Raw genomic sequence first — 26,525 nt, forward strand, 5'->3', positions numbered from 1 at the left:
CCTCATGCCCGCGTACACCAGCGAACCCACGGTGGTCACCACCGGTCTCCCTGGTGTCGCGCGCTTCCCGAACCTGTTGTCGCCGACGGAAATCGGCCCGGTCGACCTGGCCAACCGCGTGGTGATGCTGCCCATGGGGCTGCGCTTCACCCGCTCGGGGACGGTCACCGACGACGACGTGGCGTTCTATCGGGCGCGCGCCGCGGCCGGCGTCGGGCTGATCGTCATGGGCGGTACGGTCGCCCATCCCGGCTCGGTCGGTCGCGGACACGGACAACGTGAGGCATTCCGACCGGACAACGTGCCGGCCTTCGCCCGGCTGGCGGACGAGGTCCACCGCCACCACACGAAGCTCTTCGGCCAGTTGCTGCACGTCGGCGACGAATGGCTCGGCGATTCGGAGTTCCCGCCGGTCGCGCCGTCCGCACTGCGCCGGTCGGCGGCGAACCACCCGCCGCACGCGCTCACGGCGGACGAGATCGACGACATCGTCGACGGCTTCGCGACCTCGGCGGAGAACCTGCTCGCCGCCGGATTCGACGGAATCGAGCTGCACGCCGCGCACGGCTATCTCATCGGCCAGTTTCTCTCGCCGGCACGCAACCGCCGCACCGACCGCTACGGCGGGTCGGCAGCGGCCAGGGCGACGTTCGCGATCGAGATCGCCGAGGCGGTGCGATCCCGCTGCGGCGGTTCGTTCGCGCTGGGCGTGCGCCTGTCCGGCACCGAGGAGATCCCCGACGGAATCGACCTCGACGAGTCGACGGCAACCGCGCGGATTCTCGCGGCGACCGGAATGTTCGACTATGTCTCGGTCGCGGTAGGTGTCCGCGGCGCCTACGTCAAGGACATGTCGCACCCACGGGCGGCGTGGGGCGGGCTCGCCCGTGCGATCCGGGACGCGAGCGGCCTTCCGGTGATCGCGTCGCAGCGGATCACCCGCCCGCGGGACGCGGAGGCCATCCTCGCCAACGGCGACGCCGACCTGATCGGCATGGCACGCCAGCTCATCGCCGACCCGGCCTGGGTCCACAAGGTACGGAGCGGCCACGTCGACCGCATCCTGCCGTGCGTCGGCTGCCTACAGGACTGCCGGTCGAACCCCGGCGGAGTCACCTGCATGCACAATCCGGTCTCCGGTCGGGAACTAGACCTCGGCACGGCCTCCCCGGCGCGCGGGCAGCGCACGGTGACCGTGGTCGGCGGTGGTCCGGCCGGCCTGGAGACCGCGCGGATCTGCGCGGAGCGCGGGCACGACGTGGTGCTCTACGAACGCGCCGCCACGCTCGGCGGGCAGGTCGCACTGGCATCGCGTGCGCCGCACCGCAACGAGCTCGCCGGCGTGATCGGCTTCCGGTCGGCCGAGTTGGCGAGGCTCGGCGTCGAAGTCCGCCTCGGCGTCACCGTGACGGCCGCGACGATCGCCGCGGACGGACCCGATGCGGTGGTCGTGGCGACCGGTGCGGAGCCGGCCCCGGTCACCGTTCCGGTCGCCGATGGCGCCCGCGTGCTCGACGTGTGGACCTTGCTGGGCGACGTCACCCGGTCCGATCTGCGCGGCAGGCCGGCCGTCGTCGTCGACGACGGGTCCGGCCGCTGGGAGGCGTACAACGCCGCGGAGTTTCTCGCCGAGCGGGGCGCCGCGGTCACCCTTGTCACGCCGGCAACGGCCGTCGGAGCCGGCTTACCGGTGGAGAGCCTGCCGCCTTTGCTGCGCCGGCTGCACGCCCACGGTGTCGAGTTCGCCGTCATGACCGCCGTTTCGCGCATCGAGGAGCGGTGTGTGCACACCGTCGACGCGTTCGCCGAGCCAGGACGGCCGTCGCGTGCGGCACGCTCGCGACCCGCACACATCACCGTTGTCGCCGGGCCCTCGCGGTCGGTCGACCGGTTGTTCGTCGAGTTGCGGCGGCAACGCACAGCGGTGTACGCGGTCGGCGACTGTGTCGCGCCGCGCCGGATCTCACATGCCGTACTGGAGGGACATCGTGTCGCTGCACAGCTCTAGCACCGTGGACGCGGACCGACCGGCGCGCCCGCTGCCACAGGTCGATCCGGACACCGCTCCGTTCTGGACAGCCGCCAGGGCGCACCGCCTGGTGACCCAGCGGTGCGCGAGCTGTGGCACGCCGCGCTTCCCGCCGAGCCCGCTGTGTCCGCGCTGCCGCGGCTGGGATGTGGAGTGGGTCGAGCTCGACGGCACCGGCACCGTGCACTCCTGGGTGGTCGTGTGGCACGCCGTCACCGACGGGCTCCGACGCGAGGTGCCGTACGTGATCGCGCTGGTCGAGGTCGCACCCGGCGTACGCATGCCAAGCCGGCTGGTCGACTGCGACGTCGACGCGATAACGGAGCACCTGCCGGTGAAGGTGACATTCGTCGAGCTGACACCGGAGATCACCTTGCCGGCGTTCCGCCCGGCGACGTAGCGGTGGAGAGGAGCAGGCGATGACGGACGACCCCCACGCGTCGGTGGATGGCAGGGAGATCAAGGCGCAGCTCTTCGGTCGGGAGCGGGCGTTCGCCAACCGCCCGATCACCGAGGAGTTGGCGCCGCTGGTGAAGGAGATCAGCGACGACGTGCTGTGGGCGAAGGTCTGGGCCGAGCCGACCCTCGACGTGCGCACCCGAAGCATCGTCACCATCACGACCCTGCTTGCGCTCGAGCGATACGACTACGCCGAGCTGCACCTGCATGGCGCTCGGAGACTTGGCGTAACGCGCGAGGAGCTCGTCCAGGTCGCGATACAGATGCTCTTCTACGCCGGGCTGCCCGTCATCCACACGGCACTTCGGCTCATCAGCAGGGTGTTCGACGCGGACCCGGAGGACCTGCCGAAGTTCCCCTCGCAGAAATGACCAGTGAGTACGTAGTGAGGAGTGGTCCATGCCCTTCGACTTGAGAGGCAAGGCGGCGATCTCCGGTGTGGGCTTCACCGAGTATTCGAAGCAGTCGGGTCGGACAGTGCTCTCGCTGGCACTCGAGGCGTGCACGAGAGCCATTGACGATGCCGGCGTCGACGTCGACGACGTGGACGGCATCCTGACGTTCAGTCTCAACGACTCGGTGTGGGCTCAGGCGGTCGCGACCGGACTCGGCCTGCCGCGCCTGCGCCACTTCGCCAACTATCTCGGCGGCGGCGACATCTGCGTCGCGTCGGTCGGCGAGGCGGCGAAGGCGGTCGTGCTGGGAGAGGCGAAGCATGTGCTGGTCTACCGGGCGTTGAACGGGCGTTCTGGCAAGCGGATCGGCGGGACGGGCACCAGCGACGACCTGGTCGGCGCGGGTGAAGCGCAGTTCACCTACCCGCACGGCTGGATCTCGTTCCCGCAGTACAACGCCATGCCGGCACGCCGGCACATGCTCAAGTACGGGACGACCAGCGAGGACTTCGGACAGGTCGCCGTCCAGATGCGCAGCAATGCCGCGAACAACGACCGTGCCCTGCTTCGCGACCCGATCACGCTTGCCGACCACCAGAACTCGCGGCTCATCGCCGACCCGTTCCGGCTCCTCGACTGCTGCCTGGAGAGCGACGGAGCATGCGCCGTACTCGTCTCGGCGAGTGAGACGGCGAAGGACCTGAAGTCGCGCCCGGTGCCCGTGCTCGGCTGGGCGATCGGGGGCGGACCAAAGCCGGGATACGGATTCGACGGGTTCTACACCTGGGACGACGGCGCAGACCTGTACGCCACCCATGTCGCCGACGAGCTGTGGACCCGAGCCGGCATCGGGCCGGGCGAGGTCGACGTGGCATCGATCTACGACTGCTTCACCTTCTCGGTGATCTCCCAGCTCGAAGGGTTCGGATTCTGCGCTCCGGGCGAGGGGGCGGCATTCGTTCGGGACGGCCACATAGCGCCGGACGGCGACGTTGCCGTGAATCTGAACGGGGGGATGCTCAATGAGGCGTACATCCACGGCCTGAATGGTCTTGTCGAAGTGGTACAGCAACTCCGTGGGCAGGCCGGTATCCGCCAGCGCCAGGGCGCGGAGATCGGTGTCGCGACCGGCTTCGGCACCACGACCGGAAGCGGCCTCGTGCTCAGCGCCGCCTAGGTGTCCTGACGGTGCGTACGGAAGGCGAAAGGTATGTACGAGCTCGACGCGGCACTCGACACCGCCGCCGCGCGACGCTGGCTCGCGCGGCATGGCGTCGAGTTCGGCTCCGCGGCCGCGTTCGAATTGATCGAGGGCGGGAGGTCCAACCTGACCTACCGCTTCACGGATGCCTCCGGCCGGCAGCTGGTTCTACGCCGGCCACCGCTTTCTGGCGCGCTGCCGTCCGCGCACGACATGGACCGGGAGGTGCGCCTGCTCACCGCGCTCGCGGGCAGTGCGGTGCCGGTGCCGCGGGTGCTCGCCAACTGCCGGGACGTGGAGGTCATCGGGGCACCGTTCTACGTCATGGAGTTCGTCGACGGTATCGTCGTGCGCACGCGCCACGATGCCGAACGCCTGCTGTCGACCACCGCGCGGGCGCGGGTGGCTGGTGAGCTCGCCGCGGTACTCGCCGGCCTGCACGCCGTCGATCCCGGCGAACTCGGTCTCGCCGACATCGGCCCTGGCGTCGGGTTCGTACCGCGTCAGCTCCGGCGCTGGCTACGCCAGTGGGAGCTGGGCAGCGGGCATCGCGACGACCTGCTCGACGACTCGGCGGTGCGTTCGCTGCACGCGGAGTTGGTCCGCCGGGTGCCAGCGCAGGAACGGACGTCGCTGATCCACGGTGACTACCGCCTGGACAATCTGGTGGTGGGCGCGGACGGCAGCGTCCGCGCGGTGCTCGACTGGGAGCTGTCGACGCTCGGTGACCCATTCGCCGACGTCGGGCTGATGCTCGCGTACTGGACCGACCACCCCGACGAGGTTGCCGCGATGGAATCCGCTCCGTCGTCGGCGCCGGGATTTCCATCCCGGTCCGAGCTTCGCTCGCTGTACATCCAGGCAAGCGGTGACGACGTGCGGGACATCGCCTTCTACCTCGCGTTCGCGTTCTGGCGGAATGCCGTCCTCCTGAGCAACGTGTACGCGCGCTACCTCGGGGGTGCGTACGGCGAGATCGACCAGTCGGTCCGCACCCTCCCGGAGCGGGCCGCCGGATGCCTCCGACTCGCCGACTCGGCCCTGGACGGTTCCCTGCTCAGCGACACCTGACTGCCCCACAGCCACCGGACCCGAATCGGCTTGTCATCACAGTGGATCATCGTGTGCGGTCTTGTACCGCAACGGAACCACATGGACAACGGAACCTCAGGGGACCGTGACGCCACCCAGCCACAAATCAACCCGAGAACCGCACCATCCGCTGGAACGCAACCAACACTTTTAATTCCGGGGAGGCGGACTAGACGGCGAGAACGCATCCGGCGTTGTTGCCGAGGTATCCGTACGTCATCGCGAGGCCACGCCGGAGCGGGCCCGGCACCTGGCGGTCCCCACCCGCGCCACGCAGTTGCGTGACAAGCTCATGGACCTGTAGCAACCCCTGGGCGAGCACCGCCTCGCCGGATCCGCTCGCGCCGCCACCGGGGCCGACCGGCACGCGTCCGGTCATGGGATCGGTCGCGCCCTCGCGCAACAGGGCCTCGGCCGCCCCCGGCCTCGCCCCGAAAGCGCCCAGGATGATGTCGAGATATGTCAGGTAGTGCCAGGAGCTGTTGTCCGGGAGCTCGATGACGTCGAGGTCGTCCGGGCCGATCTCCGACCGGCGAATGAGCTCGGCCATGCAGTTGTGCGCCTCGCTGAGCGACGGCACGCCCGCCCGTGCGTAGGCACTGAGAGTCGGCGTCCTTATCGACGGATCGCCAAAGTCCCTGGAGGCCAACGCGACGGCGTCGACCCAGACCGGCCGGGCGCTCATCCGCCGCGCGACGTCTCCGGCCGCGACGATGACGGCGGCGGCCCCGTCACTGGTGGCGCAGATCTCGAGCAGCCGGAGTGGGTCGGCTACCGGCGCCGAGCCGAGCACCTCCTCGATCGTGAACTCCCGCCGGTACCGGGCCTTCGGGTTGCGTTTGGCCGGACCGGACGTCACGACCTTTGCCAGCGCCAGGTCCTCTTCGGTGGTACCGAGCTCGTGCATCCGGCGCCGGCATTCCATCGCCCAGTACGCCGGGTTGACCGCACCGGTGGTGACCCAGCGGATGTAGTCCTCGTCGAACCGGGTGTCGTTCGACAGCGGTGTGAACAGACCGCCGGCGGACTTGTCCGCGGCCACCGCGACGACCACGTCATGCGCACCGGCAGCGACCGTCAGACACGCCTCGCGCAGCAGCGTGGTTCCGGTCGCGGAGGCATTGGTGCAGTTGACCACCGGAATCCCGGTCTGGCCCATCAGTGCCACGATCGGCGCGCCGCTCAGCAGTGCGAAAAGGCCCTCGTGCTGCGCGTTCCACAGATACGCGCCGGCGACGACGGCCTGCACGTCCCGCCAGTCGAGCCCGGCGTCACCCAGCGCCTCGACGATCGCCTCGGCTGCCATCTCGGGCATCGCGCGATCTGGAAAGACGCCCCATGGATGGGCACCTACGCCGACGATCGCCACGTCTCTCACGGGGACCTCCGCACTCGCGCGAACCCGAATCCTGGTTATACTAACGTGTCGGTAAGCTATCGCAATGCGAGGGAGCTGAGTGGGTTGAACCTCGGCCCGGGCACACCGGTACTGCCGGGGCTCGTTGTCGAACAGCCGGACGGTCCGCGGTTGCTCGGCAGCGAATGTGGCGTCTGCGGCACCGTGAACTTCCCGGCGACTCCGTTCTGTACCAACCCCGACTGCGTGAAGGACCGCGCGAACGTCGAAGCCTGGCACGGCGGGCCGGACGGCGTGTTGTGGAGCTGGACGGTGCAGCATGTCAGGGCACCCGCACCGTTTCGCTTCGATCGCGAGGGCCCCTATGCCGTGGGGATGGTCGACCTCCCGGGCGGGGTACGAGTTCTCGGGCTGTTGACGCGGACGACCGAACTCCGCCACGACATGCCCGTGCGGCTGGTGATCGCCCCACTGTACGACGGCGGCTCCGGTCCCGTCGTGACGTGGATGTGGGCGCCGGCCGAGTGAGTCGGCCCGGCAACCTCGGCGACATCGTCAGACCGGGAGTCCGTAGTCTCCGTGCCGGATCCAGTCGACGAGCTCACCTACACCGTCCACAAGCGACCAGCGGGGACAGAAGCCGAACTCCTCCCGAAGGCGCTGGATCGACTGCGTGGCGCGACGTCCGGCGCCGGACGGCGACCCAGGCGTGCGCCTGAGATCCGCGTCGGGCAGCGCGGTGCGAAGCGCCCCCGCCACCTCCGTCAACGTCGACTGCACGCCCGCGCTCACGTTGTAGACGCAGTGCCGGGTCCGCGGCGTGTCCAGCAGCACCAGCAGTGCGCCGGTGATGTCCTTGACGTAGGTGTACTCCCGCGGCAGGTCACCGCGGGGGCCTCCGTCGTACGGGCGTCCTTCGCACGCGGCGCGGGCCATCCTCAGCAGGTCGGTCTGGTGCCGCTGGCCGGGTCCGTAGGGTCCGGTGATGCGCGCGACGACGACGTCCACGCCCAGGTGCTCGCGGTACAGCTCGGCACCGAGGTCGCCGGCCGCCTTGGATCCCCCGTAAACACCGTCGGGTCGAGGTCGACTGTCTTCGGTGAGCGACTCCGCGTGCGGTTGGTCACCGTAGACCGACCTACTGCTGATGGTCAGGACGCGCCGGATCGTCCCCGCCCGCCGAGCGAGCTCGCACAGCCGCCACACCACCTCCGCGTTCACCCGCAGGGCGTCGAGCGGGCGCCGGGTCGCCGCGGGTTCGCCGAGCAGCGCCGCGGCGTTCACCACGTACCGCACGTCGTGCCTGGCCACCACCTCGGCGAGCCGCTCGGTGTCGGTGACGTCGGCCCGAACGTGTGTCACCGCCCCCGTGGTCCCGGTGGCAACCTCGAGGACGTGCCGGGGCAGCTCATCGGCGAGGTCGTAGACGACGACGTGGCGGCCACGCAGCCGCAGGGCCCTGACGAGGTGGGAGCCGACGAAGCCGGCGCCGCCGGTGATCAGGACCGTCCCGAGGTCCGGATCGTTCGGGGGCTGCCCGGCGGTCGCGATCACGACCAGCGGACGGTGAGCGGCAACGCCCGGAGGCCGCGGAAGAGACTGTTCGGCTGCCAGTCGAGCGCCGCCCCGGCGAGCTCGAGCTGCTTGGTGCGACGCAGGATCGTGCCGAACACCACCTCGGCCTCGAGCCGGGCGAGCGCGGCACCCAGGCAGAAGTGGACACCCGCACCGAAGGTCAGGTGCCGGTTGTCCGTGCGCGTCACGTCGAGGCGATCGGGGTAGACGAACCGGTCACCGTCCCGGTTCGCGGACGCGACGACCAGCTGGAGGGTGTCGCCGGTGCGCAGCCACTCACCGTGCAGCTCGCAGTCGTCGACCACGCGCCGCCGGACATTGTGGACCGGGCTCTCGAACCGCAGGAACTCCTCGACCGCCGATGAGATCAGGCCCGGGTCGTCGCGCAGGAGCCGCTGTTGGCCGGGCTCCCTGACCAGGCACAGCATCCCGTTTCCAAGCAGGTTGATGGTTGTCTCGTGCCCGGCGAAGAGCGTGTTCGCGACCATGACGAGCAGCTCGTCCTCGGTGAGGCGGCCACCCTCCTCCTCGGCTTCGATCAATCCGGCGAGAAGGTCGGTCGTCGGGCGACGCCGACGCTCGGCGATCTGTTCGCGTACGTAGTCGTTGAACGAGGTGGTCAACCGGTGGGTCGCGGCGAGGTTGGACCGCTCGGTTCCCCAGAACCGAGCCCAGGTGTCGCCCCACTCCCGGATGAACTCGTGATCGGCTGCCGGAAAGTCGAACATCTCGATCACCACGAGCAACGGCAGCTGGCGGGCCACGGCCATCCAGTCGACGACCTCCGCGTCGGCGACCCGATCGACGAGGCGGTCGGTCAGGACTTGGATACTCCCTCGCATCTGCGCGACCCGGCGCGGGGTGAACGCCTTGTGCGCGGTGGCACGCAGCCGCCGGTGTTCCGGCGCGTCGTTCATCACCATCTGCTGCCGTCGTAGGTAGACGAGATCCTCCAGCAGCGGCAGGTCCGCCGCGGGCGCCCGCTCGAGCGCGGTCCGCACATGGCTGCCATCCATGGTCCGGGACGAGAACCGCTCGGGGTCCTTGATGATCGCCGCGATGTCGTCGTACCGGGTGACCACCACCTGCGCCTCGTCCCGCAGCACCGGTGCGTACGTCCGCAGGGCGCGGTAGAGGTCGAACGGAGCCCCGGACAGCGGAGCGTCGCCTGCGAACAGCCGCCGCACGTCCGCTCTCAGCCGCTCCTGGTCGGTGCCGAGCATGCGGGACCACCTCTCGTCTCAGTCCTTCGCCCGAGCCGCACCCCTCGGCTTCCCGCCCGGACGACGAAGGAACCCCTCGGCCCAGAGGCGCACACCATTGTCGGCGATGTCCTTGGGCGATGGCGCGTCACCCGGGTGGTACCACCGGTAGACCCAGTTGCCGGCCCCGATGATGAAGTTGATCGCGAGGCGGGGATCAAGGTCTGTCAGCGCACCTTGTGCGACACCTTCCGCGTACGTCTCACGCAGCATCACGGTGTACTCACGGCGCAGGTCGCGGATCTTGCGCATCGTTCGCGACGGAAGCTCGTCATCGAAGTCGAGCAGGCTCGACGCGAGCGCGGCGTTCTCGGCGACCCAGAGAAAGTGGGCACGGACGAGCTGGGTGAGCCGCTCCTCCGGCGGTAGTTCCTGCCCGGCAATGGAGCGGGCAGTCGCCAGGATGTCCCGAATCGCGGAAAGGTTGATCTGCGCGAGGATGTCCTGCTTCGACTTGAAGTGGTAGTAAAGCGCGGCATGTGTCACGCCGAATCTGGCGGCTATGTCCTGCATTCGAGTCTTGTGGTATCCCCGCGTACGAAAGAGCTCGGCGGCTTCCTTGAGAACGTCGGCGGCGATTATCGGCGCCGAGACTGACCGCATGTGGACCTCGTCAAATGCCGGAAGGACTACGTGCGGCGAGTCTACCAACACGTAGGTAAGCGTGCGAGTACTTCGCTCGAGATGGGCGGCGCGCGGCGACCCGTGACAGTACCAGCACGTGCGGCCACTCGTCTTGCGTACTTACTAGCGTGTCAGTAGATTAACACGTGGCGGCACCTGACGCTGGATCGTGGCTCGGGGTGGAGGTCTTATGAGTTCTGACGATGATCTCACCGTCGACACGATCGTGGTAGGTGGTGGCATGGGCGGCCTGACCGCGGGCAGCTATGCCGCGCGGAACGGCAAGTCCGTGCTCCTGGTGGAGAAGAGCGAGGATGTCGGCGGCACCTCGATGGTCTCCGGTGGCGTGCTGTGGACCGCACCAACGTTCGGGGAGTGGCGCGAGCGATGCCCCGAGGCTGAGGAGCCGCTCGGCCGGGCATTGGTCGACGGCTTTCCAGAAGTCTGGGCGTGGCTCGCCGAACTGAACGTCGACATCGAGCCGCCCGTGCTCGTACACGACTTCGCGCCCGGCCGGCCGTTCGACATCATCGGGTATTTTCGGCGCGCCGTTTCCATCATCGAGTCCGCCGGCGGGTTCGTGATGCGGTCGACCGTCGTGCGACGGCTCGTCCTGGATGGGTCGCGGGTGACCGGAGCGGTACTGCGGGACGCCGACGGCACCGAGGTGACCGTGCGCGCCGACGCGGTGGTGCTCGCCACGGGCGGTCTGCAGGGTGACCCGGACGCCCGGGCGCGCTACATCCACCCGAACGCGGCGACGGTCGCGGTGCGCGCGAACCAGCACAGCGTCGGCGACGGCCTTCGGTTGGCCATCGCGGCCGGCGCCGATGTGCACGGCACCAGCCCGGGGTTCTACGGTCACCTCATCTGCGCGCCGTTGGACCGGTTCACCGACGCCGATTTCACCCCGCTGTACCAGCATTACAGCCACCTCTGCGCGCTGCTCAACCTGGACGGCGTGCGGTTCACCGTCGAGAAGGCCGGGGACCACTTCAACGCGCAGGCACTGGTACCGCAGCGTGACTCACGCGGCCTGCTCGTGTTCGACGACCGGGTATACCGGACCGCGGTGATCACTCCGAACGTCGAGCGGTTCGCCCCGTACGACAAGTTCGAGCTGGCCCGCAGCCGGGGCGCGAACACCGCATCCGCCGACACGCTCGACGAGTTGGCGACGAAGGTTGCCGGCTGGGGGTTCAAGCCGGACCGGATCGCGGCATCGGTCGCGGAGTTCAACACGGGTGAGGGCTCGCTCCCGACGACCGGGATCCCCATGCGGGTGAGTCAGGTACGACCGCTGACCGCACCACCGTTCTACGCGATGGAGGTGGAACCGGCGGTCACGTTCGCGCACTCGGGCTTGCGGATCGACGACCGGGCGCGGGTGCTCGGCAAGGGCGGTGAGCCGATCGCGGGTTTGTACGCGTGTGGCGCGGACGTCGGTGGTGTCTACGACCGCGGCTATTGTGGCGGCCTGGCACTGGCCAGCGTGTTCGGCATCGTGGCCGCCCGTGATCTCACCGCGGCCGGACGCTGACCACGCTCGCGACCCTCACGCGGGTTCTCGTGGCAGCCCGAGGTGGCGCTCGGCGATGATGTTGCGCTGGATCTCATCTGTGCCACCGCCGATGCGCCTGGCCGGCGAGCTCAGGAACCCGTGCTGCCAGACCCCGTTCTCCGGCGCGTCATCGCCGGCGATCATCCCGAACGGCCCCTGCATGTCCAACGCGAGGTTCGCGGCGTCGTTCATCAGCTGCGCGCCGACGAGTTTGGCGATCGAACCGTGCGGGCCAGGCGCCTCCCCCGCCATGGCCCGCAGAACCGCGTCGCGGCCGAGTGCGCGCAGCGACTCGACTCGGACGCACACGTCGACCAGTCGGTCCCGGTAGGCGGGCACGTCGGCGGCAGGAACACCGTCAACCGTGGTGCCGGTGGCCAGGCGAAGCAACCGCGGCACGTTCACCCCACCGCGCAGGCCGAGGTCGAGCCGCTCGGTGGTCAGGGTGTTCATCGCGATGCGCCAACCGTTTCCGACGTCGCCGATCCGGTCGCCGTCCGGGATGCGCACGTCGTCGAGGAACACCTCGTTGAACGTCTGCTGCCCGTTCATCTGAACGATCGGTCGCACCGTGATGCCCGGGGTGCGCATGTCGAGCGCGAAGCAGGTGATTCCGCGGTGCTTGGCAACCGAACCGTCGGTCCGCGCCAGCAACAGTCCGCGGTCGGCGAACTGCGCGACCGAGCTCCAGATCTTGTGGCCGTTCACCAGCCACCCGTCGCCGTCCGGCCGGGCGGCGGTGGACAGCGATGCCAGGTCGCTACCGGCCTCGGGCTCGCTGAACAGCTGGCACCAGATGTGCGTACCACGCAGGATCGCGCGCAGATACCGGTCCCGCTGCTCCGGTGAACCGTGGTCGAGGATGATGGGGCCGGCCAGCGCGGGGCCGACCACGCATCCTTCCTCGGCCGTGTCGAACCGGCTGACCTCCTGTTTCCAGGCCAGTTGCGCGGCCGCCGAGCGAGCCTGGCCGCCATGGCGTCGAGGCCAGGTGATGCCCGCCCAGCCGCCGTCGAACTTCGCCCGGTTCCACTCCCGGACCTGCCGGACCTCGTCGGCGCTGTGGATCTCGCGGATCAGCCCGATGACCGGCTCGTCTTCCCACCGCAGCGGCCGCGCGTTGACCGACAACCAGGCCCTGGCCTGCTCGCGGAACGACTCGAGCTCGTCGACCATGTCAGCATCCCCGCCCTCGCGCCACGACCGTTGTGGGGTGCGACAACCCCAGGTGTTCAGCGACCACCCGCCGGTGGAACTGCTGGTTGCCGAACAGCACGTCACTCGCCTTCGCGCGGCGCACGTAGAGATGCGCATCGTGCTCCCAGGTGAACCCGATACCACCGTGCACGTGCAGGCCTTCCAGCGCGGCGTACAGGTACGCCCGGGATGCCTGCAGCTTCGCCATCGACGCCAGCCCGCGCGCGCCGTCGGCGGCCGCGGCGGCCGCCGACGCCGCCTCCCCGACGATGGCGTCGGCCAGCTCCACCTCGGCGAGCAGGTCGGCGCATCGGTGCTTGATCGCCTGGAAGGAGCCGATCAGCCGGCCGAACTGCGCGCGGGTCTTCGCGTAGTCGACCGCGATCTCGACACTGCGGCGCGCACCGCCGACCATCTCGGCGGCCAACGCGACGGTCGCGAGGGTGAGCGCGGACCGCAGCGCGTCGGCGGCGGATCCGGTCGGGTGCCCGAGCGGCCGTCCGCGCACGGACCTGAACCGTAGCGCGTGCAGCGGACGGGTCGGGTCCAGCGACGCCGTGTCGCGGACTTCGAGGCCCTCATGGCCCCGCGGCACGGCCACCACGAGAAGTCCGGCTTCCCCACTGGTACCCGGTCGACGGGCGGCGGCGAGCACGACGTCGGCCTGGCCGTCGAGCACGACGACCTTCTCGCCGCTGAGCAGAACGCCGGCCCCGTCCGGCTCGGCGACCATGGTCACCGAGCTGGGGTTCCAGCCGGATCCGGGCTCCACCAAGGCAAGCGTGGCGGTTCGCTCCGCCGTCGCCAACCGCGCGAGCAACTCGTCGCGGCCGGTCTCGTCGCCCAGTTCCAGGAGCACGGCCGTGGCGAGCACCGCACTCGACAGCAACGGCGACGGGAGCAGCACCCGCCCGGACTCGGCGAGCAGCACGGCGAGCTCCGCGAAGCCGAATCCCTGCCCGCCGAACCGCTCGGGTACCTGAATGCCCGGTGCGCCGAAGTCGTCCACCAGGCGCCGCCAGACCGCCTCGTCGTAGCCGACCTCGCCGATGCTCGACCCGGCAAGCAGGTCTTCGGTGCCAATGCTCGACCCGGCAAGCAGGTCTTCGGTGATTCTCTTCCTGTTGTGCGCCAGACTGGCGTGCCGCTCCAGGAACCGGCGAACCTCACGCGCCAGCTCCTGCCGTTCGGCCCGCCCGGCGGCGCCCGAGATCAGCGACTCATCCATCGAGGGCCACCGTCGCTCGACCAACGATCTTGGTCTCCCCGGAACCGCTCTCCGCACGAGTCTCCAGATCGACCAGCACCTCATCGGCCTCCCGGACGCCCACGACCGTCGCCGAGAACCGGAGGGTCTCACCCGGCCACACCTGCGAGGTGAACCTGACGCCGAACGAGCGAAGCCGACCGAGGCCGAACCGGTCTGTGATGATCCGGGCCAGGACTCCGGCCGGGTACAGACCCATCGCGAACACGGTCGGATAGCCCTTCGACTGTGCGAACGGCTCGTCGTGATGTACCTGGTTGAAGTCGCCGCCCGCGCCCGCGTAACGGACGATCCCGCTCCTCGTGACCGGCCCGAACTCGAACCCGGGAATGACGTCCCCGACCGAGACGCTCTCTCCCGGCCGCGGCCCGGGCCGGTCTGACTGGCTCATGTGGACGGTCCAGACGTCTCGATGATCGTCACCTGCTCCCGAACGACCGGCGAGCCGCTCTGGTCGACATAGGTGGTGGTCACGGTCACGAAGGTGAGCGCCCCGCCGCGGCGGCCCTCCTTCTGCCGTATGTCGGTGATCACGCTCTCACCGGTCAGCTCGTCGCCGACTTGGGGAATCCGGTCGAACTCCCAGGTCTGCTCACCGTTGACGGTCCGCGGCAGGTCCAGCCCCAGCGCCACGGCCGCGGCCCGAGCCGGGCTCATCGTGCCGTCCTCGACCTCGGCGTAGTGCGCGGCGACCGCCGTGAACGTCGGCGGGGCGGGGATCCGATCGAATCCGGCTCGGTGGGCGCTGTCCGCGTCGCGGTAGACCGGGTTGGGATCGTCCAGAGCGCGGGCGAACTCACGCACCTTCCCCGCCTCGACCGGGAACCGCACCCGCAGGACCACCCTGCCGAGGTCCGTCGACCGGGCGGTCATCGCGTGCGCTCCTGACCGAGGGAGTCGCGCAGACCGTCGCCGAGCGTGTTGAACGAGAGCACGACCAGCATGATCATCAGGCCCGGACTTATCACGTTGAGCGGCGCCCGCGACATGTGGTCGAACGCGCGGTCGAGCATCGCGCCCCAGCTCGCCTGCGGAGGCTGTACACCGAGCCCGATGAAACTCAAGCCCGCCTCGGCCAGGATCGCCACGCCCATGCCGATGGTCAGCTGCACGATGAATGGTGAGAGGACGTTCGGCAGCACGTGGCGAGTGAGGATCCGCGACGTGCGGGTCCCCGACGCGATGCCCGCTTCGATGTAGCCCTCCTGGCGGACGGCGAGCGTCGCGCCCCGGAGAATGCGCATGAACCGTGGCGCGAAGACGATCCCGATCGCGATCATGGCGTTGATCAGGCTGGGCCCGAGCACACCGATGATCGCGATCGCGAGAATGAGCGGCGGGAAGCTCATCAGCGAGTCGTTGAAGCTCGTGATGACCCGGTCCCACCACCCGCCGGCGTAGCCGCTCATCAGGCCGAGCGGGGCACCCAACAGCGTCGCGACGGCAACCGCGGTGAGCCCCGCCAGCAACGACAACCGCCCGCCGTAGAGCAACCGGCTCACCATGTCCCGACCCAGATCGTCGGTGCCCAGCCAGTGTTCGGAGCTCGGTCCGGCGAAGGTATCGCGCACGTCGAGAGCATTGGGGTCGTACGGCGCGACGAGCGGAGCGGCGAGCACCGCGACCACCAGCAGAACCAGGAAGATCAACGCCGCCATCGCCGCACGCCTGCGCCGCAGCCGCGACCACATCGTGTGCTTCTTCGACGGCGTGCCCGACGGTCGCGTGGCGGATCCGCCGGCCAGGACTGCTGTGTCAGCCATGAAAGATCCTCAATGTGGCCGGACCCGGGGGTTGAGCACGGCGTATGACAGGTCGACGAGCAGGTTGACGACGACCACGAACAGCACCGTGACGATCGTGATCCCCTGGATCATGGTGTAGTCCCGGTCGAAGACGGCCGTGACCGCGAGTGAGCCGAGGCCCTGAATTCCGAAGACGCTCTCGATCACCACCGTCCCACCCAACAGGTGTCCGATGTGGATCCCGAGCACGGTGATCACCGGGATGCCGGCGTTCTTCAACGCGTGCTTGGTGAGCACGGAACGCGCCCGCAACCCCTTCGCCACGGCGGTGCGGACATAGTCGGTCTGCAGCACGTCGCGCAGCGACGCCCTCAGGTGACGGGCGAGCTCCGCGGCCACGGCGACACCGAGGGCGAATGACGGCAACGCGAGGTGGCGAAGCCATTCGATCGGATCTTCGGTGAATGGCACGTACCCGACCGCGGGGAACCACCCGAAATGCAGCGAGAAGGCGAGGACCAGGAGCATGCCGATGAAGAAGTTCGGCGCCGCGATGCCGAGCGACGATACCGGCGTGACGATCCGGTCCACGATGCCGTCCGGCCGCGACGCCGCGAGCAGACCGGCGACGAGCGCGAGCACGACCGCGATGAAGATCGCGCAGACCGTGAGCGAGAGGGTGATGGTGAAGCGTTCGGCGATCGCCGACGACACCGACATCGGCTTGAACAGCGACCGGCCCAGATCGCCCCGCACCAGCCCGGACATCCAGTCCAGGTATTGCGTGACCAGAGGCTTGTTCAGGCCCAACCGCTCGCGCGCGATCGCGATCGCCTCCGGCGTGGCCTGCATACCACCGGCCGCCTTCACCGCCGGGTCACCGGGACTCAGGTGAATCAGCAGGAACGTCGCCACCGAAACGAACAAGAGGATGGGGATTGTGGCGAGTATTCGCCGAGCCACAAAGCCAAACATAGCTCAGTCTTCGTCCTTCAGCTGGAACTTGTCCTTCCAGCCAGCCCTGGACAGCTCGAAGAAGTTGATCTTCTCGTAGGCGTAGCTCAGGTCGAGCGACAGATTGCTCTGCTCGATCATGTGCCGATTCAGCAGCCGTTTCGTCATCGCCAACACCGTGGCCGGCCGAGCGAGCAGTTCTTCCACGATCTCGGCTGTCTTCGCGTCGAGTTGGTCCGCGGGAACGGCGTAGTTGACGATGCCCAGTTCGGCCATCTGCTTCGCGCTGAGCTCGCGCGAGAGCATCAAGTACTCCTTCGCCTTCTGCGGCGGCATCGACAGCGGAACCCAAGCCAGCGCGCCATCCCCGGGTACCAGGCCGTACGGGGGCCCGACCGTGGCGCCGTCCTCGCTGCGCCGCACCCGACCCATGCCGAGGTGGACGTCGGAGATCATCGCGTCCTCGCGGGCCACGATCAGGTCACAGCCGAACATGATGCTTTGACCGAACCCGAGTGCGTCGCCGTTGAGCCTGGCCACAACCGGCTTCTCGATCAGGGCGAGCGCCTGGTGCGTCCTGATCACGCCCTGCGACCGGCTCCACGAGCCCTTGATGCCACGCATCCTGCGCTTCTGCGCCTCGGATCCATAGTGGTCGCTCGCCGGCGCGATCAGGAACTCGCCGTTCCGCTTGCCAGTGATGACGATGATCCGGATGTCGTCGTCCCAGCGAAGTTCCTCGAGGACCGCGCCAAGCGCCCAATGAATGTCAACCGCCGCACCGACCTCCACGGTCTCGCGCAACGGAGTCAACTCGATGGTCGCGACCTGGCCGTCGCGCCGGACCTCGTACGCCTGTACTTCGTCCACGAACGCCTCCCTCAGCCCTGCGACCTCAATTTGTCAACGAGTCGAACATGCCGCGATGTTCGACAGCAGGCTGGAAGACGCGCTCGATCTCGTCGAACGCCGACTCGAGGGTCCACGGTTGCACGCTCACGATTTCGCGCTCCACCTCGGGATTGGTGTAGAGCGTGATGCGGCGTCCACTCGCCCCGACGACACGTCCGTTCAGCCATGCCGACCGCTCGGAGGCCAGGTACAGCACTGCCGGCGTGACGTTGTCCGGTGCCATCTCGTCGGGGTCGCGCAGACCCAGTTGATCCACCAGCGTGCCGGCCGCCTCGCCGATCATTCGCGTCGCCGCGGTCGGGCAGATGATGTTCGACGTAACCCCGTACCGGGCGAGCGCGTTCGCGCACGAGTACGTGAAGCCGATGATCCCCGCCTTCGCCGCGGCGTAGTTCGGTTGCCCGGGGCCTCCGAACAGTCCCGCCCGCGAGGCAAAGTTGATCAGCCGGTAGGACCCGCCCCGGTTGGACCGCCAGTACGCCGAGGCGTGGCGCGTGGTGTTGAACGTCCCGCGCAGATGCACGCGGATGACCGAGTCCCACTCCTCGGCCGACATGTTGAACACCATGCGGTCGCGCAGGATCCCGGCGACGTTGATGAGGACGTCGAATCGCCCGAACTCACCGATGGCGTGCTTGATGAGGCTCTCGGCAGCTTCGAAGTCACCGACATCGGCGTAGTCGGCGACCGCCCGTCCGCCCGACGCCCGGATGTCGTCGACGACCGTGTCGGCAGGGCCATGCCCCTCTCCCGAACCGATCACGCTAGTGCCGAGATCGTTGACGACAACCGCGGCACCTTCGGCGGCAAGTCGTTTCGCGACAGCGGCGCCGATGCCGCCTCCGGCACCAGTAACTACCGCGACCCTACCGTCCAACTGATCCATAGAGACGCTCCGACTCGTCACGTCAGCGTACGGGTCGTGAGCTTACCTACAAATCAGTAAGCACGCTAGGTGCGTTCGCTCGTCGAGCCGAAGCAGCCCGGACAGCTCACGGGGCGCGCAGGTCGAGCAGCGCGGCCGGGTTCTCGGCGGTCATCCGCTTGACCTCCGCGTCGCCGACGCCGGCCTCGACGAGCAGGCCCATGTAGTAGACGAGGAGATCGGCCATCGGAAGGCCGGCCCGGCCGAAGGTGTCGGTGGTCAGTACGCACCGATCCGCACCGAGCGTGTCGACCCACTCGGCGACCCGCTGTGGCGTGATTCGCTGCGCGTCGGGCAACATCCCGTGGAACGTCCATTCGATGGTGGCGCCGCGGCGGGCGGCCTCGACCACCTGTTCATCCGTGGCGCCGACAGATGCGCTGTCGGGATGCGTGACAACGAGCTTGGTGAAGCCGATCCGCTCACTCTCCGCCGCCACCGCCAGGGTCTCCTCGGCGGAAACGTGGCCAGTGTTGAGCACGATCCGCGCATCGCACGCCACGCGTACGACGGCGCGTGCCACGTCGGTGAGTGCGCCGGACTTGGTCAGCAAGGAGATGCCGACGTCCGGTACGAGGCCGGGCAGCTCGGCCCGGATCAGCCGGGAGAACCCGTTGCGCGACAGATCGTTGTGCGAGCTCCAGGTCGGCAACCACGCCGCGCGTGCACCTTGCTTGACCGCCGTTTCGAGAACACCCGGATGGCAGCCTCCGACGAGCGCGTTGAGCGTGATGCTGGGGAGAACATCCACCTGGGGCACGCGTTGCGCCAGGTGGTACGCGCGGTCCATCGTTGGCCAGAGGTGTGACTTGAGCACGTATCCGGCCATTCCGGCGCGGGCGGCGTGGCCGGCCATCTCGGCGTCGTCCTGGGCCATGGGAAATCCGCGATGGATCTCGGGAAAGCAGTGCGTGTGTAGATCGATGGCGCCACTCAGCAGATCGGAACCAGCGTGCTTCACAACCCTCCTCGGTTGATTGGACCGTCGGTCAGACCAAGAAGAAGTCAGATCGGGAGCGTAGGGTCGACGACCGGTTTGACCTCGGCGAAGGTCTCCATGGCCACGAGCGCCTCGGTGGCCTGGTTCAGGGCGTAGTCGGTGCCGGCGGTGAGCAGCTCGAACGGCGCCGATCCTCCGGCAAGGAACTGCAGCGCCGCGTAGTAGTGCCGGGCTTGCGCCGCGCGTACGCCGACGATCGTCAGCATCTTGCCGTGCAACGTCAACGCCGGAACCTCCAGTGTGGACGCGCCCCCGGCGCCGATCGAGACGAACCGGCCGCCCGGCCGCGCCATGGCCAGTCCTTCCGGGATCGCCGAGCCGATCGCGCTCTGGATGACCACGTCGGCGCCACGGCCACCACTGCGGTCGTTGACCCAGGCGACGCGTTCCGCCGCGGTCGTTCGCTCCACACTCAGCGTGTCGTCGGCGCCGAAGGTCCGAGCGAGGTCGAGCCGGCCGTCCGGGGCGCCGATCACGTACACCGAACGGAATCCCTGGGTTCTCGCCACGGCGGTGGCGTACAGCCCGACCGGCCCGCTGCCCTGGACCAGACACACCTCATGAGCCGCCACCCTGCCCAGCCGCTCGAACCCGTGCATGACCGTCCGCAACGCACATGAAGCCGAAGCGGCAAGCGCCGGGGATACGCCCTCCGGCACCTTCACGATGCCCGACCTCGGTGGTACGTAGTGGTGCGTGGCAAAGCCGCCGAGCAGCCCGGGATCCTCGTCCACTGCCGCCCGTCCGAACCGCACAGTGTTGGTACACAACGACTCTTGCCCGGCGACGCTGCAGTAGAAGCACTCGCCGCAGAACGGGTACGACCAGATGATCCGATCGCCGGGGCGGACGGGTTCGCCGAGTACGTCGGTACGGGAGCCGCGGATGTCGACCACGATGCCGGCCGTCTCATGGCCGGGGATGTATGGCGGAAGCCCGTGGTGCCCGTCGCCGCGCCACATCGCCACGTCCGTGCCGCACACCGTTGCCGCTTCCACACGTACGAGGAGGGCGCCGTCGTGCAGCTCTGGGACGACAATCTCCCGGACGGTCAACGGCTCTCCCGCACCGCCGACCACGGCGACCAGGGCCATCTTTGACATGTCTCGTCTCCTCCCGCGCCGCACCTCGCCGGTCAGACTCGTAGGACGACCGCCTTCTCCTGCGTGTAGCTGAGCAGTTCACCGACGCCGAGCTGGTTGCCGAGACCGCTTTGCTTGTGGCCGCCCATCGGCATGCCCGGAGGTCGTCGGTTCGACTCGTTGAACCAGACGGTGCCGGCTTCGAGCCGTTCGACCAGCGGCATGGTGGCCGTCGCCGAGCCGCCCACGATCCGTGCGTTGAGACCGAACGGGAGGCTGTTCGCGATCTCGACCATCTCTTCCTCGGAGGCGACGCCGACCACGACGACGACCGGGCCGAAGATCTCCTCGTCGGCGATCCGCATGCCGGGCCGCACATCCGTGAACACGGTCGGCTCGAGGTAGCAACCCCGGTCGTCGACGCCGGCCGGGCGCCCGCCTCCGTAGCGGAGCGTGGCGCCCTCCGCGCCGCCGACCTCGATGTACGAGCGAACCCTCTCGTAGTGGGCCGGGAACGCCAGCGGTCCCATCTCGGTCGCCTCGTGCCGCGGGTCACCAACCTTGATCACGTCGAACGCGTCGACGAGCGCATCGACGAACCGGTCGGCCACCGCCGCGTGCACCAGCACCCGGGAGTTGGACTGGCAGGACTGTCCGGCTCCGCCGCGCAGATTCATCCCGCGGACGGCGATCGCGACCGCCATGTCGACGTCCGCGTCCGGGAGGACGAGCAACGGGTTCTTGCCGCCGAGCTCGAGCGAGACGTGTTTGACGCCTTCCGCGGCGGCCCGCAACACCGACCGGCCACCGGCGACGCTGCCGGTGAACGCGATCCGTGGCACGTCGGGGTGCGCGCACAGGGCCCCACCCGTGCCAGGGCCGGTGCCGGGAACCACGTTGAACAGCCCGGGCGGCAGCACGTCGGCCAGCAGCTCGGCCAGCGCCAGAGACGAAAGCGGCGCCTGGTCGGCCGGCTTCACCACCACGCCGTTGCCAGCGAGCAACGCGGGCGCCAAGCCCAACAGCGTGAACATCAGCGGGTGGTTGAACGGGTAGATCTGGCCGACTACGCCGTACGGCTCTCGGCGGGTGTACGCCACCAGGTCCGGTGTGCTGGCATGGTGGACACCCTTGACCTCGTGGCCGATCCCGGCGTAGTAGTCCAGGATCTCCAGTGTCTTGGCGACTTCCTGCCGCATCGCGCTGATCGGGATGCCGACGTTGAGCGTGTCGAGCCAGGCCAGCTCCTCCACCGACCCGGCGACCTTGTCGATGACCCGGCGCAGCGTCTTGATTCGCTGGCCCGGTCCGGTCCGTCCCCAGGGGACAGCGGCATCGCGTGCCGCGGCGACCGCACGGGCGACGTCGGTGACGTCGGCGACCGGCACCGTGGCAAGGCGGCTGCCATCGATCGGCGTGTGGACAGGCAGCACGTCGCCACCTTGCGCCGGCTGCCAGTCACCGCCGTAGAAGAGCTGCCACTTCCGGTCGGCGATGTCCTCCGCGATATCCGCCATGGCTCAGACGACGGTGACGCGGTGCATGATCCGCTCGTGCGGGAAGTAGTCGCTGACCGCGTAGTGCTGCACCGCCCAGTTGTCCCACACCGCCATCGCCCCCGGCTTCCAACGCCATCGCACCTGGTACTCCGGAACGGACGCCAGACTCGTCAGATACCGCAGCAACGCGTCGGCCTGGGCTTGCGGCACCCCAAGGATCCGTGTCGAGTACAGCGAGTTCACGTACAAGATCGGCTTGCCCGACACCGGATGTGTCTCGATCACCGGCCGCACGCGTGGCGGATACTTCGTCCGCATCTGCGCGTACCGCTGTTCCCCCAACGTGTCCTTGTGGCTCTCGCTCTCCCACGAGTGCACGCACTCGAGCTTCGACAGGTGCTCACGTAGCGACGAATCCAGCGCCTCCACGGCGACCGTCATCGACGCCCACATCGTGTCGCCACCCACGGCCGGCACCTTGTTGGCATACAGACACGTCGCGGAGGGCGGTGTCGCATGCCAGGTCCGGTCGGCGTGCCAGATGTCCGTGCCAACCGCCTTACCCTTGGTGTGCAAAACCTCCACGTTCGTGGAGTCCAGGTGCGTCGGCGTGAAGTCACCCACCGGCGCAACCACGCCGAAGACTCCCGCGAACGCCTCCTGCACGTCGGCGCGTAGGTCACCCAGGTCGCGGAAGAACAACACCTGCCGATCCAGCAGCAGCGCGCGAAGCTCGTCGGCACAGGACTCGACCGCCGCACGCGAGGAGAAGTCCACTCCCGACACGACCGAGCCGATGTTCGGCGTCAACGGCTCATGACCCACCACAACACGCGACACGGCACGCGTACCCATGCTCCACCACCTCGACGTCCGAATGACATCTCAGTCTGTCCCACGACCAGCAAATATGTCAATGGTAAGTCCATTGTTTAGTTGGCCCATCAGCATTAGTGTCACTCGGTAGGTCATCCAGGAAGGGACTTGTCATGAGCGCCGGGAGCATCGCGTTGATTGACGGTCGCATCCTGTCCATGAACGACGGTCCCGGCTACCGACCCGCCTCCGTCGCCATCCGGCACGGACACATCGCGGCCATCGGGGAACGCGAGCTCGTGGAGCGCGCCGCCGGCCCTGCCGCACGCACGATCCCGCTCGGTGATCGCGTCGTCATGCCGGGTCTCGTCGACACGCACACGCACCTCGCCGCCGCGGCGATGTCCGCGGAGTTCCTTGACTGCCGGGACTTCTACGCCCGGATCACCTCGGTCAACGACATCCTCGAGCGGCTCCGCGCGGCCGCCAGCACGACAGCCGGTGGCGTGGTCTTCGCCGCCGGGAGCCCGATGCAGCAGTTCCGCCTCGCCGAGGGGCGACTCCCCAGCGGCCGTGAGCTAGACGATGCGGTACCCGACCGCCCGGTGTTCCTTAGTTTCGGCGCGCACGTCTCGGTTGCCAACCGCCGGGGCCTCGAGCTGATCGGAGTGAGCTCGGCAACCCCGGATCCGGCTGGCGGCATGATCGATCGCGACGCGAACGGGCAGCCGACTGGCATTCTCTACGAGCGCGCCCAGGGCCCGATCAGGGACCTGCAGGAGGCGCCTGACCTCTCGCGGTTCACCGAGGCCGTCGAGCGGGAGCTTCGCCTGGCCGCCACCCGCGGCGTCACGCACATCCACGAGCAGGTCAGCCGGCCCGAGGAGATCCGGGCCTACGTCACGCTCGCCCGCGAGAGGCGTCTCCCGGTCCGAGTGGACCTCATGGTGCGCGTCATCGAGGCGCACACGCCGACGTGGGCATTGCTGGACCTCGGCCTCATCGACGGGATCGGCGCCGGCGGCATGCTGAGTCTGGGCGGAGTCAAGCTGAGCGTGGACGGGGGCTTCACCGGTCGCGCGTCGGCCTGGTCGCCGGTCCCCGGCGAACCATGCGGGAACCATCCGCTGATCCGTATCGAGCAGGAGGAACTCGACGCGGTGGTGACCGCTTACCACGAGGCCGGGATGCGCATCTGCGTGCACGCCATCGGCGACATGGCGACCGACATGGTGCTCGGCAGTTTCGCCCGGGCACGCGGACGCGGCGACCCGGCAGTGCTTCGCCATCGGGTCGAGCACATGGGCAACTGGCTCATGGACGAAACGCGCGCGGCACTGGCGAAGGACATCGGGGTCACCCCGGTGCCGAACCCGGCTTTCCTGCACTATCTCGGCCGTGAGGCCGCACTCACCCTGGGCAGGGACCGAACAAGGGATTCGTTTCCGCTCCGCCGGCTTCTCGACGACGGCTTCCCGCTCACCTTCGGTGCCGACGCACCGATCTACTGGCCCATCGATCCGCTGCGCGACGCCGGTGTGGCGGTCGACCGGCGCACTCGTGACGGGATTGAGATCGGCCCCGACCAGCGGATCACCCACCGCGAGGCGCTGGTCGCGCTCACCCGCTCAGCGGCGTGGCTCGGTGGGGTCGAGGACAGGCTGGGCACGGTTGAGGAAGGCAAGCTCGCGGATCTCGTCGTGCTCGCCGGTGACCCGCTCGGGGCCGACGGCACAGGCCTCGGATCGATGGGCGTTGACGCGACGATCGTGGACGGGGTCGTGACGTGGTTGTCCGACGCGTTGTCGTCCGACACATCGGCGACCGACGCGTCGACGGTCGGGCGCGACCAGTGAGCGCGGGCGGATCATGACTCGAGGGTGGGAACGATTCCTCAGCGCACGGGACAAGGAGCATCTGGCTCAAGGCTTCGCGGATCGGGAACCTTACGGACTCGGCGACCGGCCCGTCGTCGTCGTGGTCGACGCGTACTACGCGTCCGTCGGCGACAAGCGAGAACCGTTACTGGAGTCGATCAAGAGCTGGCCGTTGTCCTGCGGCCTCGAGGGGTGGGCGGCGATCGACCGCACGGCGGAGCTGCTGGCCGGCGCCCGCGCCGCCGGTGTGCCGGTCGTCTACCTTCGGGACCTGCCGTTCCCCGGCTCGTGGGCTCCCCCGGGCCGGCCGATGATCGCCGAGCTCACGTCCACCGACATGCACCGGGCGAAGGGCAACGAGATCGTCGCGGAGATCGCTCCCCGCTTCGGCGACGTCGTCATCGAGAAGGCGGCGCCGAGCGGGTTCGCCGGCACGCCGTTGCTCTACCACCTCAACCACCTACGGGCCGACTCGCTCATCATCTGCGGTGAGGCGACGAGTGGTTGTGTACGTGCGACAGTCGTCGACGCGGCGACCAACCGCTTCCGGGTGACCGTCGTCGAGGACTGCTGCTACGACCGCACCGAGGCCGCGCACTGGATCAACCTCTTCGACATGGCGATGAAGTATGCCGACGTGGTCGTCCTTAACGAGGTCATGGAGACCCTCGGCACGCGCTGAGAGGCGACCGACTGCCTCCGGATAAACGGCGTGCCGTCCCGTCAGATGCCGCCGTGCCGACGGTGGAAGTACCGTTCGGCGACGGTCATCGCGGTGGCGAGGGACCAACCGATGACCGTCACGATGACGGTTCCGGCGAGCACGTTGGCGGTCTGGAGCTGGTTGGCGGATTTGATCATGAAGAAGCCTATCCCCGCCGACGCGGCGAAGAACTCGCCGACGATCACGCCGACCAGTGCCTGACCCAAGCCGATTCGCAGACCACCGATGATCGCCGGTATGGCACCCGGCAGCAGTACCTTCGTGAAACGCTGCAGCGCGTTCGCGTCGAACACGACCGCCACGGTCAGCAGCTCGGCCGGCACGGACCGCACACCGGCCTGCGCGCTGATGATGACGGGAATCAGGGCCACCGCCACGATGGTGGCGATCTTCGACTCGACGCCGATGCCGAAGATGATGATGAAGATCGGGATCAGCGCGATCCGTGGTACGGAGTTGAGCATGTTCACCAGCGGGCTCACGACGATGTCCACGACTCGGCTCGTGCCCGCGAGGAGCCCGATGGTCACGCCGGCCGCGACGACGATCCCGAACCCGGCGGCCAGCTCGATGCCGCTTGTCCTCAGGTCGATCGCCGCCTGAGGCGACCCGAGGTAGTTGATCAGCGCGTCGAACACCGCCGACGGCGAGCTGAGGATAAGCGGGTTGACCCACCCCTGGCTCGCCGCGAGTTGCCACATCCCGACCAGGACCAGCAGGACGACGACGAAGACGAGCCCCTGGATGTGGCGCCTGGCGAAGCGGGCGACGAACGCCACGGCGCCCGCCCGCTCATGCGAACCGGCGCCCGCCGCGGTCGTCTCGACCGGGGGGTACTCGACGTACTCCCCCACGGCCCCCGGTCGGTCCTGAGGTGGGGCCGGACTCGATGTCGTGGTGGTCGACGCACGGATGTCGGCGCTCATCGGGTCCGCCTTTCTCGAATGTGGTGTGGACGGTGGCAGGCGAGGC

26 protein-coding genes are annotated in these 26,525 nt (G+C 68.6%); 9 read left to right on the plus strand and 17 right to left on the minus strand.

The features are described from left to right. Positions 1-4: 4 nt before the first annotated feature. The 5 genes from ACRDTB_RS10710 to ACRDTB_RS10730 are packed head-to-tail and all read left to right on the plus strand — an operon-like array spanning position 5 to position 5,155. Positions 5-2,008, plus strand: coding sequence for an FAD-dependent oxidoreductase (locus tag ACRDTB_RS10710; protein ID WP_431429909.1), 2,004 nt, complete (start codon positions 5-7; stop codon positions 2,006-2,008). Further along, entirely contained in the window at positions 1,968-2,429 is a 462-nt protein-coding gene (locus tag ACRDTB_RS10715; protein WP_431429910.1) for a Zn-ribbon domain-containing OB-fold protein, read from the plus strand. The genes ACRDTB_RS10710 and ACRDTB_RS10715 overlap by 41 nt, the downstream gene beginning before the upstream one ends. Positions 2,430-2,448: 19 nt before the next feature. After that, the gene (locus ACRDTB_RS10720; RefSeq protein WP_431429911.1) at positions 2,449-2,859 is read left to right on the plus strand and encodes a carboxymuconolactone decarboxylase family protein; all 411 of its coding nucleotides are present in this window, start codon (positions 2,449-2,451) and stop codon (positions 2,857-2,859) included. Between the two features lie 28 nt (positions 2,860-2,887). Next, a complete protein-coding gene (locus tag ACRDTB_RS10725; RefSeq protein WP_431429912.1) occupies positions 2,888-4,060 on the plus strand; it encodes a thiolase C-terminal domain-containing protein in 1,173 nt (390 codons plus the stop codon). Positions 4,061-4,093: 33 nt separating this feature from the next. After that, positions 4,094-5,155, plus strand: coding sequence for a phosphotransferase family protein (locus ACRDTB_RS10730; RefSeq protein WP_431429913.1), 1,062 nt, complete (start codon positions 4,094-4,096; stop codon positions 5,153-5,155). A gap of 190 nt (positions 5,156-5,345) precedes the next feature. Here the strand turns inward: ACRDTB_RS10730 and ACRDTB_RS10735 are convergent, their stop codons facing one another. Beyond that, complete coding sequence (locus tag ACRDTB_RS10735) at positions 5,346-6,491, minus strand: thiolase C-terminal domain-containing protein (RefSeq protein ID WP_431429914.1); 1,146 nt, start codon at positions 6,489-6,491, stop codon at positions 5,346-5,348. A 27-nt stretch (positions 6,492-6,518) separates the two neighbouring features. On the opposite strand from ACRDTB_RS10735, the gene ACRDTB_RS10740 reads away from it, so the two are divergent. Continuing rightward, positions 6,519-7,061 carry a Zn-ribbon domain-containing OB-fold protein gene (locus tag ACRDTB_RS10740; protein WP_431429916.1) on the plus strand — a complete coding sequence of 181 codons (543 nt, stop codon included), beginning with the start codon at positions 6,519-6,521 and terminating at the stop codon, positions 7,059-7,061. Between the two features lie 27 nt (positions 7,062-7,088). Here the strand turns inward: ACRDTB_RS10740 and ACRDTB_RS10745 are convergent, their stop codons facing one another. The 3 genes from ACRDTB_RS10745 to ACRDTB_RS10755 are packed head-to-tail and all read right to left on the minus strand — an operon-like array spanning position 7,089 to position 9,973. Further along, a complete protein-coding gene (locus ACRDTB_RS10745; protein WP_431429917.1) occupies positions 7,089-8,087 on the minus strand; it encodes an NAD-dependent epimerase/dehydratase family protein in 999 nt (332 codons plus the stop codon). Continuing rightward, positions 8,084-9,331 carry a cytochrome P450 gene (locus ACRDTB_RS10750; RefSeq protein WP_431429918.1) on the minus strand — a complete coding sequence of 416 codons (1,248 nt, stop codon included), beginning with the start codon at positions 9,329-9,331 and terminating at the stop codon, positions 8,084-8,086. The genes ACRDTB_RS10745 and ACRDTB_RS10750 overlap by 4 nt, the downstream gene beginning before the upstream one ends. 18 nt (positions 9,332-9,349) lie before the next feature. Next, positions 9,350-9,973 (minus strand): TetR/AcrR family transcriptional regulator, encoded by a 624-nt coding sequence (locus tag ACRDTB_RS10755; RefSeq protein ID WP_431429919.1) that lies wholly within the window; start codon positions 9,971-9,973, stop codon positions 9,350-9,352. Positions 9,974-10,184: 211 nt separating this feature from the next. On the opposite strand from ACRDTB_RS10755, the gene ACRDTB_RS10760 reads away from it, so the two are divergent. Next, positions 10,185-11,534, plus strand: a complete 1,350-nt coding sequence (locus tag ACRDTB_RS10760; protein WP_431429920.1) for an FAD-dependent oxidoreductase — start codon at positions 10,185-10,187, stop codon at positions 11,532-11,534. Between the two features lie 15 nt (positions 11,535-11,549). On the opposite strand, the gene ACRDTB_RS10765 is transcribed toward ACRDTB_RS10760, so the two are convergent. The 12 genes from ACRDTB_RS10765 to ACRDTB_RS10820 all read right to left on the minus strand — a co-directional run bounded on the left by ACRDTB_RS10765 (position 11,550) and on the right by ACRDTB_RS10820 (position 22,991). Next, positions 11,550-12,731, minus strand: a complete 1,182-nt coding sequence (locus ACRDTB_RS10765) for an acyl-CoA dehydrogenase family protein (protein WP_431429921.1) — start codon at positions 12,729-12,731, stop codon at positions 11,550-11,552. Position 12,732: 1 nt separating this feature from the next. Further along, positions 12,733-13,980, minus strand: a complete 1,248-nt coding sequence (locus tag ACRDTB_RS10770) for an acyl-CoA dehydrogenase family protein (RefSeq protein ID WP_431429922.1) — start codon at positions 13,978-13,980, stop codon at positions 12,733-12,735. Then, on the minus strand, positions 13,973-14,410 hold the full coding sequence (locus ACRDTB_RS10775) for a MaoC/PaaZ C-terminal domain-containing protein (protein WP_431429923.1): 438 nt from the start codon (positions 14,408-14,410) through the stop codon (positions 13,973-13,975). The genes ACRDTB_RS10770 and ACRDTB_RS10775 overlap by 8 nt, the downstream gene beginning before the upstream one ends. Then, entirely contained in the window at positions 14,407-14,892 is a 486-nt protein-coding gene (locus ACRDTB_RS10780) for an FAS1-like dehydratase domain-containing protein (RefSeq protein ID WP_431429924.1), read from the minus strand. The genes ACRDTB_RS10775 and ACRDTB_RS10780 overlap by 4 nt, the downstream gene beginning before the upstream one ends. Continuing rightward, a complete protein-coding gene (locus tag ACRDTB_RS10785) occupies positions 14,889-15,782 on the minus strand; it encodes an ABC transporter permease (protein ID WP_431429925.1) in 894 nt (297 codons plus the stop codon). Before ACRDTB_RS10785 ends, ACRDTB_RS10780 begins: the two co-directional genes overlap by 4 nt. Positions 15,783-15,791: 9 nt before the next feature. Then, positions 15,792-16,739: an ABC transporter permease gene (locus ACRDTB_RS10790; RefSeq protein ID WP_431429926.1), complete on the minus strand. Its 948-nt coding sequence runs from the start codon at positions 16,737-16,739 to the stop codon at positions 15,792-15,794. A gap of 3 nt (positions 16,740-16,742) precedes the next feature. Continuing rightward, complete coding sequence (locus tag ACRDTB_RS10795) at positions 16,743-17,588, minus strand: enoyl-CoA hydratase/isomerase family protein (protein WP_431429927.1); 846 nt, start codon at positions 17,586-17,588, stop codon at positions 16,743-16,745. A 25-nt stretch (positions 17,589-17,613) separates the two neighbouring features. Then, positions 17,614-18,516, minus strand: coding sequence for an SDR family NAD(P)-dependent oxidoreductase (locus ACRDTB_RS10800; protein ID WP_431429928.1), 903 nt, complete (start codon positions 18,514-18,516; stop codon positions 17,614-17,616). Positions 18,517-18,622: 106 nt separating this feature from the next. Then, complete coding sequence (locus ACRDTB_RS10805; RefSeq protein ID WP_431429929.1) at positions 18,623-19,516, minus strand: DUF6282 family protein; 894 nt, start codon at positions 19,514-19,516, stop codon at positions 18,623-18,625. Between the two features lie 44 nt (positions 19,517-19,560). After that, a complete protein-coding gene (locus tag ACRDTB_RS10810) occupies positions 19,561-20,658 on the minus strand; it encodes a zinc-binding dehydrogenase (protein WP_431429930.1) in 1,098 nt (365 codons plus the stop codon). Positions 20,659-20,690: 32 nt separating this feature from the next. Beyond that, positions 20,691-22,154: an aldehyde dehydrogenase family protein gene (locus ACRDTB_RS10815; protein WP_431429931.1), complete on the minus strand. Its 1,464-nt coding sequence runs from the start codon at positions 22,152-22,154 to the stop codon at positions 20,691-20,693. A gap of 3 nt (positions 22,155-22,157) precedes the next feature. Beyond that, entirely contained in the window at positions 22,158-22,991 is an 834-nt protein-coding gene (locus ACRDTB_RS10820) for a TauD/TfdA dioxygenase family protein (RefSeq protein WP_431429932.1), read from the minus strand. 134 nt (positions 22,992-23,125) lie between these two features. Here ACRDTB_RS10820 and ACRDTB_RS10825 point away from each other — a divergent pair, with 134 nt between their 5' ends. After that, positions 23,126-24,808, plus strand: coding sequence for an amidohydrolase (locus ACRDTB_RS10825; RefSeq protein WP_431429933.1), 1,683 nt, complete (start codon positions 23,126-23,128; stop codon positions 24,806-24,808). A 13-nt stretch (positions 24,809-24,821) separates the two neighbouring features. Beyond that, the gene (locus ACRDTB_RS10830) at positions 24,822-25,511 is read left to right on the plus strand and encodes a cysteine hydrolase family protein (RefSeq protein WP_431429934.1); all 690 of its coding nucleotides are present in this window, start codon (positions 24,822-24,824) and stop codon (positions 25,509-25,511) included. Positions 25,512-25,552: 41 nt separating this feature from the next. On the opposite strand, the gene ACRDTB_RS10835 is transcribed toward ACRDTB_RS10830, so the two are convergent. Further along, complete coding sequence (locus ACRDTB_RS10835; RefSeq protein ID WP_431429935.1) at positions 25,553-26,479, minus strand: ABC transporter permease; 927 nt, start codon at positions 26,477-26,479, stop codon at positions 25,553-25,555. Positions 26,480-26,525: the final 46 nt, after the last annotated feature.

It is taken from the genome of Actinophytocola sp., from assembly GCF_050699935.1.
GTDB lineage: Bacteria > Actinomycetota > Actinomycetes > Mycobacteriales > Pseudonocardiaceae > Actinophytocola.